This window comes from Photorhabdus sp. HUG-39, from assembly GCF_963878365.1.
GTDB classification, from domain to species: Bacteria; Pseudomonadota; Gammaproteobacteria; order Enterobacterales; family Enterobacteriaceae; genus Photorhabdus; species Photorhabdus kayaii.
Map to the genome: position 1 here is coordinate 143,816 of NZ_CAWNWY010000005.1, position 15,719 is coordinate 159,534.

Annotated in this window: 16 protein-coding genes and 2 pseudogenes; 5 read left to right on the forward strand and 13 right to left on the reverse strand. The window is 40.2% G+C overall.

What is annotated here, in order from left to right; translation table 11 throughout:
- Positions 1 to 63 precede the first annotated feature (63 nt).
- Together AAC155_RS05765 and AAC155_RS05770 are read left to right on the forward strand one after the other, a co-directional pair.
- A complete protein-coding gene (locus AAC155_RS05765; RefSeq protein ID WP_228902714.1) occupies positions 64 to 204 on the forward strand; it encodes a hypothetical protein in 141 nt (46 codons plus the stop codon).
- A complete protein-coding gene (locus AAC155_RS05770) occupies positions 140 to 589 on the forward strand; it encodes a nuclear transport factor 2 family protein (protein WP_228902717.1) in 450 nt (149 codons plus the stop codon). The genes AAC155_RS05765 and AAC155_RS05770 overlap by 65 nt, the downstream gene beginning before the upstream one ends.
- A gap of 98 nt (positions 590 to 687) precedes the next feature.
- Here AAC155_RS05770 and AAC155_RS05775 read toward each other — a convergent pair whose 3' ends face one another.
- From AAC155_RS05775 to AAC155_RS05785, 3 genes are all read right to left on the reverse strand, one after another.
- On the reverse strand, positions 688 to 1,968 hold the full coding sequence (locus AAC155_RS05775; protein WP_113041376.1) for a type II toxin-antitoxin system HipA family toxin: 1,281 nt from the start codon (positions 1,966 to 1,968) through the stop codon (positions 688 to 690).
- A complete protein-coding gene (locus AAC155_RS05780; RefSeq protein ID WP_113041377.1) occupies positions 1,965 to 2,327 on the reverse strand; it encodes a helix-turn-helix domain-containing protein in 363 nt (120 codons plus the stop codon). Before AAC155_RS05780 ends, AAC155_RS05775 begins: the two co-directional genes overlap by 4 nt.
- A 169-nt stretch (positions 2,328 to 2,496) precedes the next feature.
- Positions 2,497 to 2,661: a hypothetical protein gene (locus AAC155_RS05785; protein WP_158536500.1), complete on the reverse strand. Its 165-nt coding sequence runs from the start codon at positions 2,659 to 2,661 to the stop codon at positions 2,497 to 2,499.
- On the opposite strand from AAC155_RS05785, the pseudogene fumC reads away from it, so the two are divergent.
- Positions 2,662 to 2,895, forward strand: a pseudogene (gene fumC / locus AAC155_RS05790) (class II fumarate hydratase); the annotation flags it as partial.
- A 57-nt stretch (positions 2,896 to 2,952) separates the two neighbouring features.
- Here fumC and AAC155_RS05795 read toward each other — a convergent pair.
- Both AAC155_RS05795 and parS read right to left on the reverse strand, forming a co-directional pair.
- Positions 2,953 to 3,426: an RES family NAD+ phosphorylase gene (locus tag AAC155_RS05795; RefSeq protein WP_113041378.1), complete on the reverse strand. Its 474-nt coding sequence runs from the start codon at positions 3,424 to 3,426 to the stop codon at positions 2,953 to 2,955.
- Positions 3,423 to 3,869 carry a type II RES/Xre toxin-antitoxin system antitoxin gene (gene parS / locus AAC155_RS05800; RefSeq protein WP_113041400.1) on the reverse strand — a complete coding sequence of 149 codons (447 nt, stop codon included), beginning with the start codon at positions 3,867 to 3,869 and terminating at the stop codon, positions 3,423 to 3,425. The genes AAC155_RS05795 and parS overlap by 4 nt, the downstream gene beginning before the upstream one ends.
- Before the next feature lie 193 nt (positions 3,870 to 4,062).
- Here parS and AAC155_RS05805 point away from each other — a divergent pair, with 193 nt between their 5' ends.
- Together AAC155_RS05805 and AAC155_RS05810 are read left to right on the forward strand one after the other, a co-directional pair.
- On the forward strand, positions 4,063 to 4,188 hold the full coding sequence (locus AAC155_RS05805; RefSeq protein ID WP_113041379.1) for a type II toxin-antitoxin system Phd/YefM family antitoxin: 126 nt from the start codon (positions 4,063 to 4,065) through the stop codon (positions 4,186 to 4,188).
- Positions 4,189 to 4,199: 11 nt separating this feature from the next.
- On the forward strand, positions 4,200 to 4,361 hold the full coding sequence (locus AAC155_RS05810) for a hypothetical protein (protein ID WP_205068530.1): 162 nt from the start codon (positions 4,200 to 4,202) through the stop codon (positions 4,359 to 4,361).
- A gap of 176 nt (positions 4,362 to 4,537) precedes the next feature.
- Here AAC155_RS05810 and AAC155_RS05815 read toward each other — a convergent pair.
- The 8 genes and pseudogenes from AAC155_RS05815 to rsxG form a co-directional block, all read right to left on the reverse strand.
- A pseudogene (locus AAC155_RS05815) lies at positions 4,538 to 4,755 on the reverse strand (DNA replication terminus site-binding protein); the annotation flags it as partial.
- Positions 4,756 to 4,825: 70 nt separating this feature from the next.
- Positions 4,826 to 5,032, reverse strand: a complete 207-nt coding sequence (locus tag AAC155_RS05820; RefSeq protein WP_146748060.1) for a hypothetical protein — start codon at positions 5,030 to 5,032, stop codon at positions 4,826 to 4,828.
- Positions 5,033 to 5,040: 8 nt separating this feature from the next.
- A complete protein-coding gene (locus AAC155_RS05825) occupies positions 5,041 to 6,093 on the reverse strand; it encodes a hypothetical protein (RefSeq protein WP_113041380.1) in 1,053 nt (350 codons plus the stop codon).
- 166 nt (positions 6,094 to 6,259) lie between these two features.
- Positions 6,260 to 11,161: a putative adhesin gene (locus AAC155_RS05830; RefSeq protein ID WP_113041381.1), complete on the reverse strand. Its 4,902-nt coding sequence runs from the start codon at positions 11,159 to 11,161 to the stop codon at positions 6,260 to 6,262.
- A 515-nt stretch (positions 11,162 to 11,676) separates the two neighbouring features.
- Entirely contained in the window at positions 11,677 to 13,620 is a 1,944-nt protein-coding gene (locus tag AAC155_RS05835) for an exoribonuclease II (RefSeq protein WP_113041382.1), read from the reverse strand.
- A 127-nt stretch (positions 13,621 to 13,747) separates the two neighbouring features.
- The gene (gene nth, locus AAC155_RS05840; RefSeq protein ID WP_113041383.1) at positions 13,748 to 14,386 is read right to left on the reverse strand and encodes an endonuclease III; all 639 of its coding nucleotides are present in this window, start codon (positions 14,384 to 14,386) and stop codon (positions 13,748 to 13,750) included.
- A 16-nt stretch (positions 14,387 to 14,402) separates the two neighbouring features.
- Complete coding sequence (locus AAC155_RS05845) at positions 14,403 to 15,086, reverse strand: electron transport complex subunit E (RefSeq protein WP_113041384.1); 684 nt, start codon at positions 15,084 to 15,086, stop codon at positions 14,403 to 14,405.
- Entirely contained in the window at positions 15,083 to 15,712 is a 630-nt protein-coding gene (gene rsxG / locus AAC155_RS05850; RefSeq protein ID WP_113041385.1) for an electron transport complex subunit RsxG, read from the reverse strand. The genes AAC155_RS05845 and rsxG overlap by 4 nt, the downstream gene beginning before the upstream one ends.
- Positions 15,713 to 15,719 lie beyond the last annotated feature (7 nt).

The window sequence follows — 15,719 nt, forward strand, 5'->3', positions numbered from 1 at the left end:
CTATGGATTTCAAGATGGATCGCGACGGCAAGGGAGTGAATCCCCGGGAGCATAGCAAACTATGTGACCGGGGTGAGCGAGTGCAGCCAACAAAGAGGCAACTTGAAAGATGACGGGTATAAAAGAAATTCGCCAGCCGGTGCCGCCATTTACCCGCGAAACTGCTATTCAGAAAGTCCGCTTGGCGGAAGATGGATGGAATAGCCGTGATCCTGAAAAAGTGGCATTGGCTTATTCATTGGATACCTATTGGCGTAATCGTGCTGAATTTGTACATAGTCGTAAAGAAGCTCAGGATTTATTAACCAGAAAATGGGCGAAAGAGCATGAATATCGATTGATTAAAGAACTTTGGGCGTTTACTGATAATAGGATAGCGGTTCGTTATGCTTATGAATGGCATGACGATTCCGGTAACTGGTTTCGCTCATATGGTAATGAGAATTGGGAATTTAACGAAGATGGCTTGATGTATAACCGTTATGCTTGCATTAATGATCTTCCGATAAAAGAATCTGAGCGCAAATTTCATTGGCCTTTAGGTCGCCGTCCTGATGATCATCCTGGATTATCTGAGTTAGGGTTGTAATCTTTTTCAGACGACAGTCGAGACGTGGCTGATGTGCAGTACCTCCGCCGGGGCTTTCTGATTAACATAAGAATTAAGAAGGCCTGTGTACCTTGAATTTATCGTTTAAGATAAGACAGATTACGGTTAATGCAGTTCGTGACCTGATGGAGTTCGTCAGCGGGAATATCATCAGTTATATTTCGCGCAGTATGGGCGAAGTCGGCGGCGACATCCGCTACTTCATCAATAATATTGTTCATTTTGGCCGACGCGATGCCCGCATCTTTGGCAACCTTAAGCAACATAGTGCGGGTGATATCTGCTCCGTGGCCGGTCACTGAGGTTTGATGTTGTCCGCCGGGTCCGTCCGCAAAGGTCAGATCATAGGCGGGGGATACCACCCACTCATTGCTTTCATTCAGAATGAAGGAGAAATTCTTCACATGATCATCGCGGTTATGCATCAACACGTTGAATACCATACGACGGGCTTGGATTTCTCGTGCAACAATAGAGCGGGTGATGGAGCCAGTTGCCCGTAAGATATCTATGTAATCCATACAGGGTAATCGGAAGTCGGCATGTAGGGCACCGGCTATACTTAGTACCGGCACCCGCATTCCATTCTCACGATCGAAACGCTGGACACCGAAAGCAGCAAGCTCCCCTTCAAGGCGGAAGTAGCGACTTGTGGGAAAATCAATGCCCGCTATTCTGGCAGTACAGGCATACACTTCTTCAAGGGCACAGACCCAAGGATTTTCTTCTGCTGCGGGGAATTTGACCAACCAAGGCTTACTTCCTGGGAACGCAGTCGTTTTCATCTGGCCGGTGGATGGATTATATTCTATTTGTGCTTTTGGTCTGGCTCCGTGAGGCGAGCCGCCAAGTAGGAAAAGTTCACGCAGTGCCTCCGAGTCCTGACCGGTGACTTCCTGACGGATCTGCTGAGCCAGTCCGGTCAAGCTCAGAATACTATATTTGTCTTCCTGGTCGTCCGGTAAAGGCAGAGCAGGTTGGTAGGTCAGAGCCCCCATCGTGTTATCGCTCAGTAATGCCAGGCGTTCCAGGGCGGAAATCCGGCCAGGATCGACATTATTACGGCGAAGGAACCGGTCCATAAGCAGCCGTCCCCAGCCATCCGGCAGGGAATCTGCGATGAAACCAGGAAGCCAGTCCTGAAAGTGCTCAAAATTCGCGTAAGTCTCTGTGGAAAGTGGCAGTTGTAGGGGCGAGAATTCGATGCCACTATCAAGAGCTTCATGGGTGTACTCAAATAAATAGCGGCCACGCACAGTACTTTCGGCCAGATGGCCCAACACCCACTGTTCCCCACGACCACTGTAGATCACTTGTAGCCGACCCAGTGATCGGTACTGAAAGTTTTGTGTCGTCATTTTTTTGAGTCTCTTGATTGATGGGCGCGGCCATTGCCGGAGGGTTTCCGAGACGAACGTTGGGTTCGCCGGGCGCGCTGGCGAACCGGTGCTTTCATGGCTTCGAGCTGTGCAATGCTGATCTGTTGTGGCGTAAACAGGGACTTAATTTCGTTCTCCAGTCGTAGAGCAAAGACGACCTTCATGAAATTCTCAAGCGTGCCCCGTCCGCTGCCTTCAAGTTTTTTGAGCGCAGAGACGGAAATACCGCTCCTGAGAGCTAGTTCTGTCTGGAGCATGTTACGCTGTAACCGATGCCAACGGAGGCGGTGCCCAAGTTCTTCTAGCAACTCCGATTCGGTATAAAGAATTAGAGCCATAAATACACCTTTTAAGTTTAAATTTTATGGTTAATAGACTTTATTATAGCTCTTATTTTACTAAAATCTGATATGAAAGGAGAAGTATTTAAGAGTGCTAATTGAATCTCATAAATGTATTTATGATGATTTAAAGCTTTATATGAGTCCCATACCCACCGCGGGTAGTTCATGAATCTGGTTTATACCCGTCATTTTTCAAGTTGCCTCTTTGTTGGCTGCACTCACTCACCCTGGTCACATAGTTACCTATGCTCCCGGGGATTCGCTCCCTTGCCGTCGCGATGCACCTTGAAATCCATAGGGTAAAGTAGCCGCAGTTGTAGGATCTCAAGCATCAGGTATTGAGCCTAACCGCGATCGTATTACGCAGTTGCTGAATGAATCGCTGATGCTGGTCACGGCGCTGAATACCCATATCGGTTATGACAAAGCAGCGGAAATTGCCAAGAAAGCGCATAAAGAAGGGCTGACTTTGAAACAATCCGCAATGAAACTGGGTTATTTGACAGACGCTGAGTTTGATGAGTGGGTTCGTCCTGAAGATATGGTTGGCAGCTTGAAATAATCGCTGTTTAGCTATTTGAACCAGAGCCTTGTGTTCCGGTTTTCATTTCCTTGCTCCTCAACTATTTTTTGTTTTTGCCAGTCGGGAATCAATACCAAAATCAAGGCGTTTGATCGTGCTCATGTATTTCTGAAAATCTTTCGCCATAGGATTCAGCATAACATTATTCTCGTAAGGTATGATGGCAGAAGGTACCATAAGGCCAATGGAATCATTAACATCGAGCCATTCACTGCCTATTTCCATTGTGCTTACCGGAGGTATAGGATCGTTCCAATCTGGAGGTAAAGTATCAATATTTAAAATATCAATCTGGTTTTCGGGGATATCAATACTTAGCAGTGCAAAATCAGTAAGAAGCTCATCATCCCCAACATGAACAAGAACTTCCAGAACAGCCAAGGAAACAGAAGTAGTAACATAGACTGCTGGCCTTCCTATATTGTGCCAGCGGCCACCATACAGTTTTGCTCCAGTACCGCTCCACGCTGATTCTACATACTTCGAACGTATGAGCCGGTATAGGATCACGATATAACTCCATGTTCAATTCTGCCTATGAGATTGATGACATCCAGCGCGCCACTTTCTGTATCCAGCATTGATTCAGGCGTGACGTATCCTAACCCCCGAACGGGACGTTTCATCCACTGAGTTGCTTTATCTTTATCGCCATCGAATAAATCTACAGCACAATCCATGACACGTACGAATCGGGCAATACGCTGACTTTCATCTGCTGTGAATTTACCTTTATTTGAGCGTCGTCTTGAATAGTTGCGCATTTGGATACCCGTGATTCGTAGAATATCTCTCTTAGCAAACATTGACCAATCTTGTATTTTTTCAACTACAGTTATAGGTAGCCCTTCATTTAATACTGCATTTAAATGTGGCCCATTGCTTGAAGGGAAACCAACTGCTCTCCAAAGTGGGTTGCTTTGTGTTTTATGGTTTGGTGTAAATACTCTCATAAGCACCTCGTTAGTCATTTGTCACTTTTATGATAGACAAATGACCTAGGGAGGTCAAATAGTAATCATGCTAAATGCAGTTTCGGAATAACCAATTTATTTATGAGTATCAAATATTCTGTTGATCTGGTTAACTTGACTAGGTCTGAGAGCTGTAGATAATGACTTTAGGTTTAAAAATGAGGTCTTGCTGATGGAAAAAATCAATATCTACGAAGCTAAGACACATCTGTCCAAACTGCTAAACAGTGTGGCAACAACCGGGGAGCCATTCCTTATTGCGCGCAACGGTAAAGTTATAGCCAACCAACGAAGCTGAATCAGAAATGTATGGACATTCTCACCAATTTTGATAATCAGGTCTTTTTCAGTGCAGCCAGCATTTGGGAAGTGGCTATCAAATATGATCTTGGGAAGATAGACATTGAGCCGCATGTTCTACGCAAAGAATTACTGGATAATGATTTTAAAGAACTACCGATAAAAAGGTGAACATACAGTTAACGTATTGACCTTGCCTGATAAGATGCACAAAGATCCATTTGATAGAATTCTGGTCTCACAGATTAAATTGGAAAAAATGATTTTCATTACGGCAGATGAAAAAATCATCAAATTAGTCATTTTTTTATGACAAATGACTAATGCGGTCAAATAACAGTCATGCACTAAATCTCACGATACAAATGCAGTCTTGGAATAACCAACTCCAATGGCTTAGCTTTGGGTTTATAACGATGCACTATTGCATCGGCATCATAATCAGGTAATTCGCCGATCTTTGGTGGGTTTCCGCCATAGTTAACATAAAACGCATTAATGGAAGAGGGCAGGCATATTGCACTTGCACTTGCTTTTGCTGCTCTGTATACCAGATCCGTGCAATACTATTTGGTAAGAGCAGCAAGAAATAAAGGAGATTGTTACCAAGGTTTCGGTAACAATCTCATGCAATATTATAGCCCTAAAAATTCAATATGCTGAATTAATCCCTCACCAGATAGACGTTTACCTTTTTCTTCATGTAATGTTAACACTAGAGGCCCAGCCTTTAAATCAACCTCAGTTGTCCGATATACAACCGGCCCGTAGTTTGAACCTGATTTATACCTGTCATCTTTCAAGTTGCTTCTTTGTTGGCTGCACTCACTCACCCCGGTCACATAGTTATCTATGCTCCCGGGGATTCGCTCCCTTGCCGTCGCGATGCATCTTGAAATCCATTGGGTATATAAGGTGTTAAAACTTTTTCGGTAAAGAATTTGATATTTTGATCGAAAATAGTGCTGTTTGATTGTTCTAGCTTCATTTGAATTGCCGAATCAAAATTGAATGAAGCTGACATATAGGCATAATACATTCGTAAACGATACCGTCCTGCCGATTTAACCTGTAAGGTAATTTGAGTCGGGCCACGCTCATACGTTTGTGGTTCTGTTGCTGAAAGATAATTATAGCTACCTTTTCTAGATGACCTACCACCATTCAAAAATACATCGCCGAGAAAAATATTATTGTAGTTATGGTCGATAAATAAATTATCTGTGTCATTTGGATCTAAACAAACACGCGAAGATTTTCGTTGTGCGCCAAAAGTTAAATGGGATTGAATATTAGTATAGTCACTTGTCCAATATATCATTGAGCGCTTTGCCTGTGTCTCTGGCTCATAAAAATCTTCACTGTTATAGTTATTAAGAGCGGCAATTAGAATATCGTTAAACATAATATCTGCTTGTTCGGCTATTGCTTTGCTGTATTTTTGAAGATCATAAAGTGAATAACCCCATTCCGATCCATTAACCAAGGTATCTCTTAATGTAAAAAAGTATAATAAACAGGAAAGGGCACAAATGCTGGATAAGAGAGGAATACTGTTTTTCTTCGCTGTATTAATACTGAGAATACACAAGCGACGCATATCCGCTATCGCGATTTCATTACGAACTACAATTAATTGTCTTGCTTCATCTGTGGGATTCTTTTGATAAGATGAGATGGCATCTTGTAAACTTTCCGCATCTTTTCTTACGGCTTGATACTCTGCTTCTAACCATTCACTGGTATATTTAATTAATGTATCTTGAATAATTCCAATGACATCGACTTCTTTAGGTTCTGTCAATTTTTTGTACGTCAGTTTTAATAAAATACTTAATACACTGGATACAACACTTTGTGGAGACACAGAATCTGACTGATTAAAATTTTTCTTTTTAATCATATCTAACGCTTCTAAAGTCAAAAGGTGTAATTTAATATAGTAGGCTAAATAAGATATCAAAATCGTAGGATGCAATTCCTAGCGCAGAATTAACACAGTTTAAAATAAATAAGGCGAGAAAATATTTCCCGCCTTAATTTAGTGTTTCAAGTAATACAAAAACCTTTTAATTATCTATCAACAAGAAAGGTGCTATGCCGATAATTTTTTCTGTTATGAGATTATGATGTAGATTTACCGCAATAATAGAATAAATAATTGCTCCATCCGGCGTGAGAGTCTCCGATCGTTTAGAACGTGAAATAATCACCGTTGGTTGTAGTTTGGGTTCATAACCACCGCCAAGACCGGTATCATGTACTGATTTCATATTTATTCTGTTCAATTCTTCACGACAGGCAACAAAGGTTATTTCATCATATTTTGCCATCCTTTCGTTGGTTTTCAGCAGCGTAAAAATATCGGACAATTTTTTACGATTCTCCGCTTCAGGGCTGACTAATAGTGCGTCATATTTATTGATATTTGTACTGTCTGTCCTATTTTTCCATATTGCCGCTTTCACTTCCTCATCAGGCATTTTCTCATAATATTTGATACCGTAATTTCTTACCCTGCCATGATTAACTGTATTGGCTTCTACTCCAGTGGCTAGCAGATAATTTTCAATATCATTGGTAGCCATATTCTGAATATCGTTCACGGTAAACGTCTTATCACCTATTCTTACATTAGCCAGACTTGCTGTGTTGCCTGCTTTAATTGTTGCATAAGGTTGTACAGTCAAGCCGCTATTACCCAATGTAACATCAAAGGGAGAATTCAATGGACTTTCCGGTGATTCCAATAATGTTTGACCGTGAGGACCAAGAAATTGAATCGTTTTTCCCGCGGGGACTTGCGTCATTGCACTATCAGAGAAAAAATATCCATGTGAACTCAGCATTAATCTATTCGCCGGTTCATTAGGTACTGTCCATAATTCGAATGCTCCGCCAAGCTCAATTTTTTGTGGTTCAAGTTGAGGATATTCTTTTTGTAAAAGCTCAATTCTGAGTTGTGCTTTTCTTTTTCTAATATCCGCTGATCCAATATCTATATCCATCCCTGGTTTTTTATTCTCTTTTCGCCATTCCTTCACTCTATTACGGTAATCAGTAGCTGATTCACCGGGCATTTTTTCAGGTTTTCCACTTCCCACACCCATGACATTACGGTGTGATTCATTGGTGCTTATTCTAGTACTTGTTAATGGGATTTGACTATCGCCTTTGCCATAATAAGGTTGAATAACATACTCGCTTTCACCTTTGAATATGGCATATTCTGCTCTGAATCTATTTTCAGTCAATAAGGCAGAATTGTTTTCTAATAAATAGCCGGAATTACTGAAATCAAATAACGTATTTTTATCATTGGAGTAATATTTTGTTCCCACAATGCGTGATTCTTCCAGCAAAGAAAAACCGCCACTGACTTTTTGATCAATTATTTTATTATCGATAGAAGTAAACCATGTTGGGTAACGATTATAATAGATATGTAGCATCTCATGATATAAAGCGATAGCAGGTTCACGGGAACGCCATGGCTCCTCGACAAGCTTTTCTTCTGTGCCAATCAGGTGATTCTCTGGGTCAAAGGCAATACTGCTACCGGCGCTATTACGAGCATAAAATTGACCCTCTTTTTCGCGTACAATGGCGTCCATCGTCGGTGGTTGTATATTTAAACCCTGTTTTTCAAGCTCCTGAATAACGATATTTCCGGAAGGAATTTCACTTATTTCATCTAGTACGTGAGTGACTTGATTAATAAATAGTTCATTACCTGTTATTGTGATCCCGATAGGAGGAATATCTACACGGTTACTCTCTATGGATGTATATTGTATAGTTTTTTGGATATTACCGGAAGAATATTTTGGCATCGGTGTGACAGGTATTTCTTCAATAGCTAGGGCAATTTTATTGATTGCTGATTCATTAGGTAATTGATTTCCAACAGGATAGATTTCCTTCAATAGATAAGGCAGTTCGGTTTTGATGGCATTAATCTTTTCAGCCGAAATACTTAGATTGTTTTGTAATGGTAAGGTGACTTCACGTATCCAGGCTTGTTGGATATTCACTATCTCTGTGTTGAGTAGGGCTTGTTTATCTCCAAGTTTTAGGGATTTTTCCAAGAAATGGCTTAATGTGTCAGTAATATCTGATAGTTTATAGATATCATACTTTTCATGACTTTTGAATGCGGTATTGATATGAATAAATGCATCTAATATTTTATCGTTATTAATATTACTGCGTGCTGCTTCAAGTTCATGATCTATTTTTTTACTCTGCTCCAGGATAAAAAATTTATTAGATACATCGGTATGAGTAATCCAATGGCCATTTTTATCTAATTTCACCGCAGACCAGTAACTAAATTGTTTCGGATAAGCCGGGTTGGCTACGCGCCAAGTGTGGTTTGCTTCATCCCATTTGACTTGATAATTAGCACCAGATTCCTTTATATAGTAATTCTGTTTAATTGCTGTTTCCACATTAGCAGGGCGTATTGAATAGATCCCTTTATATATTCCCTCATTTGCATGAGGGACCATTTCGTCGAGTGAAATATTGCTGACTTTCCATTCATTTTTAAGTTTACCAATCCCTCTGGTGCTTTTGCTAAAAATATCGGCGAAACTTTTCTCAAGTTTAATGCTATTTTTTATCACACCTACTGCGCTTACAACTCCTCGGTAAGTTAAGGTCAGTGTTGATCTAATCGGTAAAGGCTCGATTAAATCAATTAATCCGCCGAGCAGAATGCGAGAAGATTGGCGTAAAGTGATTATGCCATGCTCTGGTAATGTTCTGATAACCGCTGTAATTAAAGCTCTTCCGGTTAGACCGGCTTGTCTGAGGCGCAATGTGGTCTGTGTGACTTTTGCGGCCATTGATTCAGTCAATGACATACCTAGGGTAGCAACAACTAACAGCACATTTGCTGTATCAAAGACAATGGAGCCAATATCCCCTCCAGTTAATTTATATTCACTATCGGTTGTTGCTTTATAGATAACATTATAGAAAGGAATAAGAATGGTTGCCGCGATATGCCAACCAGAGGTAATATCCAGCGCCTGTTTACTTTTTATTGTAATATCGTTTAAGCCTTGCTGTATTATCGTTGAGGTAACAGAAAGTAAGTTTTCATCTTTATAGAAATTAAATGTAGGTGAACCCGTGAAGCTAATTCCGACATTCATTCCTGAAGTTATACCGTAATAATCATTCCAAAATGCGTCGTAAGAATGTTTATATCGGTTTGTTTCTGAGAAGCCGCTGAAGGTTTTGGCTCGTACATAGCCAATCGGGAAAAGTCTTTTTCCTGTAGGAATCATTCTATTTGCCATTAATATCCCCATGCCTATCTCTATTTTTTGCTCAATTAAAAATAGTGCATTGGGTCTAGACATAGCATGTAAGGTGGGTTGGCTATCAACTTGTTGTTGGGAATATTTTTTTGCTTTCACGCCTCCTTGTATTGTTGAGACAACCAACCAATTACCCTGATACATTTTTATCATGGCGACATTTCCCATTCCGTGTTCGACTGAATAGAGAAAGGCTTCTTCTGGTGGATTAACAATCTCTTCGGCAGTTAATTGCGCAGCCGGAGATGAAAGTATTAACTTACTGAGTGAAATGGATTCATAATGACTGTATTTGTTTTTATAAACATTAAATTGCTCATTAAAATTATATTGTGAATCAAATTTATCTCTCTTTTTGAAATCAATAAAAGAAAAATATCCTGCTGGCTTTATGTTGCTTTTATTGAAAGGATTAAGTTTTTGCTTGTCATTTTCAAATAATTTTATTGTTTCTAATGTAGAGTACTTAAATGCTTGTTCCTCATTGGCATTCTCTTTTCTCATTCGATAAATAATTGCGGCTGTTAAAATAATACAGCCTTCCATTTCAATATGTTTTGATTCTTGAGAAAGAACATGATCAGTATCATAGTGAATATTATGTTTTTTAAATAATAATTCAGCCTGCTCTTGGGAAAAAATGATATCACGATAATCACCATGACCTTGAATCATTTTTCCGATTTTAGGGGCAATCTGATATAATAGGGCACCTAATGAAGATAAGATTAATAAATGATACTTAGCAGCTTGTAGAGTTTGCAGTTCAAAAATATCTTTCTGACTATACTCGGTACGATGTTGTTTTTTTAATGCTATCTCTTCTTTGGCTAGTAGCGCTAATAGTATGTCATCTCCAATGCTGATACTTTGATTTGTTTCTGGATGAATAATCGGAATACCTGGATTAATATTATTAGCGGAAATTAAACTATTCACCTTTTCAATGCCTTTTTTATAGGATTTGAAAAGATCTTCTTTATCTTTGATTCGTTGATTATAATCTGATTTTTCTTTATCACTTAACGTTACATTGCCATCTGACATAAAAGTTAGCAATGCATCTGAATAGAGCTCATCATCGATTTCTCCGGTAGAGAATGCCTGACGATATATTTTCAGTAAAGGTTCTTCCGCGTTGATACCCAGTTCCTGCCATATATCGATTTTAGTTTGATCTGAATCGATTTTATTTTTATTTATGCTTGCTAATTTTTCATTAATTTCTATTTTTGATATTAAAATATTGATTGCTGTATCGATATCAGGACTATTATATTTTTTTATGAAAAAAAGGTTGAATATATTGTTAATGTTATGCAGTAACTCAGAGTATTTTATTTCGGAATATTCATTGAAAACGGCGTTCACAGCTTGTTTTAAAGTTTGTTGTAATTTAGTTGAGTATTTATTATAAGAAAATAAATTTTCTATGATATATAGACTCACTTTTTTAATATCAGAGGTTATCCAGGTTGGATAGTCTTGATTACATTTTAATAGGTAAATAAAAGTATTATCATTATTTTTATCATTTTTCGTATTATATTTAAAATACTCTCCATTGACCACAGTATATTCATTTTCTTTTGATTGATAGGCGTCATTTTTATTTTCGATATCATATTCAAAGTTTGACATATAATCCTCTAGGTTGATTAAATTTATTATTTATTTAGCTATATAGCTACCGTATCCATCTGATTTATAGAAATGATTGCTCATATAAAAATATTATTTTTTGATTTTAAAGTCACAATCGTAAGGCAGGGTAATTATAGTTAATATCGGTTAATATCAAATACTAATTAATAACATTGTAAAATTATTAATTAGTATAACTATATATAAATATTTATTTATAGTTTTTTATAATATGGTTAAATATAAGACAATGTATCCGTTGAGGAGTGGGCTGATAAGGTCTCTGTGGTTAATACGGGATATTTATTAAAAATACTCTATAGCGAGTAGTAAACAGTAGAAATAGTAAATTTTTGTAAAGAAGTGGAAAGGGAAATGTTATCACTGTGAGGGGATAATGATAATGGTTCAATATAGTGACACCCCGTATCGAACAGAACGAAATGTAAGATTGAAACAAACTACAGCGATTAAGCTGTAGTTTGACTCAGAAAGGGTTCAATTAAGGGAAATCAGGCCGTAGGGCGGGCGACAATATTACGCGTTTCCATTCTGACTTCATCAATACGAACATCAATAATATCGTTCAATTGGTAAGCGATTTCACCTTTGATAATCACTGTACCGGTCTCTTGGCTACATTGCAGCTCATCACGCACGGCATGTAGGAATGGTGCCGGTATAAAGGCCACTGCACCGTTATCGACCAGCCGGACACGTAAACCACCACGGGTGATATCAATGACTTCTGCGGTAAATCGTTGTTCTGTTCCTGCGTGTGGTTGCAGGAAGCGGGCATACAGCCAATCTCCTACATCACGTTCAGCCATACGATTCAGTCTGCGACGTTCAGCCAGTTGCAAACAGCTTTCTTCTGAGGGTTGTTCCACATCCGTTTTTTGAATAATCGCTTTCAGTAAACGATGGTTAATCATGTCGCTGTATTTACGGATCGGTGATGTCCAGGTGGCGTAAGCATCAAAACCGAGACCAAAATGAGGGCCGGGTTCAGGTTTAATTTCTGCGAAAGTCTGGAAACGACGAATACGACTATCAAGGAATTGTGTTGGCTGTTTATCCAATTCACGGCGTAATTTGCAGAAGCCGTTTAAGGTTAACAATTCTTCTGTGTTAGCATCGACACCATTTTCTTTCAGTAATTCAACCACTTGTTCAATTTGCAGTGGCTCAAAACCCATATGAACATTGTAAATACCAAAACCTAACTTATCGCGTAGTATTTTTGCGGCGCACAGGTTAGAAGTGATCATTGCTTCTTCAACAATACGGTTAGCTGTGCGGCGTTGTTCTACTACGATATCCAATACGTAACCATTATCATCGAGGATGAAGCGATAATCAGGACGATCTTTGAAAATAAGCGCATTTTGGTGGCGCCATTGGTTACGGCGATCACTCATTTCCTTCAGGAGTGTGATTTGAGTCTTAATCGCTTCGGAAGCGGGTTCCCAAGTCCCGGTTTTTTCCAGCCAGTCAGAAACTTCGTCGTAAACCAATTTAGCTTTTGATTCAACCCAAGTAGAGAAAAACGCAATATCATCACCCAGTTGACCATCTTCCAGAATAGAAACTTGACAAACCAATGCCGGACGGCGGACGTTAGGGCGCAGAGAGCATAAATTCTCTGACAGATCGCGTGGCAACATGGGGATATTAAAACCCGGCAGGTAGTTAGTGAAAGCACGTTGATGGGCGATTTGATCCAGTTCGCTGTCAGCCGCAATATAAGCGGTTGGATCAGCAATGGCGATACTGAGTTTCAGGCTACCGTCATCTTGCTTAGCAATATGCAAAGCATCGTCCATATCTTCCGTGGTTGCACTGTCAATAGTGACAAAATCCAGCGATGTTAAGTCAATGCGCTCAAGATCGCCATCGTTCATCTGGCAATCGGCAGTCATAGTGGGAGCATCACGTTCCAGGTTATGGCGAGTGAGTGTTACCCACCAAGGGGCGTAGTGATTGTCGCCTTCAGTGATATAGCCGGTAATTTCTGCATGAAAACCACGGCTGCCTTTCAATGGATGATGACGCATTTCAGCGACGGCCCAATCACCATGTTGAAATGGATGAGTGACCTGATTGGTCGGCCGGCAAGGGATAGTATCTTTTAGCAGTGGGTGATCAGGAATGATCCATAAACGGTTATCATTTTCTTTTTTCTGAATACGGCCAACGAAGCGACTTAAAAATGGCTCGATCAATGTTTCTGGCTCGGCGATCTCTCTTTCTTTATCAGTATGAATAGCGGCAGTCACTCGATCGCCATGCATAACTTTTTTCATGTGTGGGGGAGGAATAAAATAACTTTTTTGCCCATCGACTTCTAAGAATCCGAATCCTTTTTCGGTACCTTTGACCAAACCTTCTACTCGAAGTGTTTGGGAATGAAGTTGCTGTTTTAGCTGTGCAAGCAGCGGGTTGTTTTGAAACATAATATCCGCGGAGAAAGTTGAGGGTTATTATCAGATAGTTTTTTAGAATAACAGTTTTACGCGAATTGATGGTGTCGAGCAAGCAACATCTGCACAATAGCGTAAAACAGTATGGAAATTACAATAGTTACTCAGGGTAAATTTTTTCTTTAAATTCACATAGATCTTCAATAATACAGGAACCACAACGAGGTTTACGGGCTATGCAGGTATAACGACCGTGTAAAATAAGCCAATGATGACAATCAACTTTAAATTCGACCGGGACAACTTGCAGTAATTTATTTTCGACTTCATTGACATTTTTACCGGGCGCGAATTGAGTACGATTACAAACGCGAAAAATATGGGTATCGACTGCAATAGTCGGCCAGCCGAAAGCGGTGTTTAACACCACATTAGCTGTTTTGCGGCCAACACCTGGCAATGCCTCCAATGCAGCACGATCTTCGGGAACTTCGCCAGCATGTTTTTCCAGTAATATCTGGCAGGTTTTAATTGTATTTTCCGCTTTGGTGTTATACAGACCGATAGTTTTTATATACTCTTTCAGCCCATCTACACCAAGGTCAAGTATTGCCTTGGGGGTATTAGCAACTGAATAGAGTTTCGCTGTGGCTTTATTAACGCTCACATCTGTTGCTTGCGCTGAAAGCAGTACTGAAATAAGTAACTCAAATGGTGTTGTGAAAACTAATTCAGTTGTTGGCTTTGGGTTGTTATCCCGTAAACGCGTTAAAATTTCGATACGTTTCTGCTTGTTCATATCAAATGGAACTGTCCTATTCTGGTAACATGGTTATTGCACGGCTTTTTTCTTTTATTGCCCTAGCTTTCATTTTTTCGTCAATAAGATATTTCGCTGCCAGCATTAATCCCAAACCGATAAAAGCGCCGGGTGGTAAGATCGCTAACAGGAAAGGGGAATCCATATGAACGATTTCTATTCGTAATACCTTAGCCCAATTACCCAGCAGTAAATCAGCGCCATCAAATAGGGTTCCATTGCCGAGAATTTCTCTAATAGCACCAAGAACAAACAGGGCAAAAGTGGCTCCTAATCCCATTGCTAAGCCATCAATCGCCGATGGCATAATTGGATTTTTCGCGGCATAGGCTTCAGCACGGCCGATAACAATACAGTTAGTCACAATCAGTGGAATGAAAATCCCCAATGATTCATACAGACCAAAAGCGTAGGCGTTAATCAACATCTGGACAGTACTGACAACCGAGGCGATGATCATAACATAAATTGGAATACGGATCTCATTGGGTACCCAACGACGCAAGCTGGAAACCGCAATATTGGTACAGACTAGAACCAGTGTCGTTGCCAGCCCTAAGCCGAGCGCATTGGTTGCAGTGGAAGATACGGCTAACAGTGGGCACAATCCTAGCAGTTGTACTAAAGCGGAATTGTTTTTCCATAGCCCTTGGATAAATAAGTTTTTGGTTTCACTCATGATTTTTCTCCACAGGATTCTAGAGAAGAGAGATGCTTAGGTATAGTCTGTAAATAAAGTGTGGTTCGTTTGATTGAGTTTGTCACGGCGCGTGGGGTAATAGTGGCACCAGTAAATTGATCAAACTCGCCGCCATCTTTTTTCACTGCCCAGTGCCGGTCATGATTTGATGTGATGGTTTTCCCTGAGAATACATGAATCCAGTTTGAAATCCGGGTTTCAATTTTATCCCCTAGTCCTGGGGTTTCATGATGTTCTGTAACCCGTACACCAAGCACTTTTCCCGAGAAATCTGCGCCAACCAGTAATTGAATAGCACCGGAATAACCATCCGGTGCAGTACTTTCTAACGCCGCCGCCACGGGTTGATTATTTTTACGGGCCAGATAGAGACGATGAGGCAAGTTATTGCCCAGAGCATCCGCATTGACTAGATAACATTCGTTTTGTATATCATTGTCGTATAGGGCCGGCGGAATAACCTGATCAAGCAGCGACTTGTGCTGTTGTGCGGCTTGTTCTGCGATAGTACTTTTGGTGAGTGAATTCACGACAGCCGTCAACCCGGTGGTAATTGCAGCAAAAATGGCTAGTGTGATGCCGTGACGTCGCATGGTTTCTAACATAACGGCT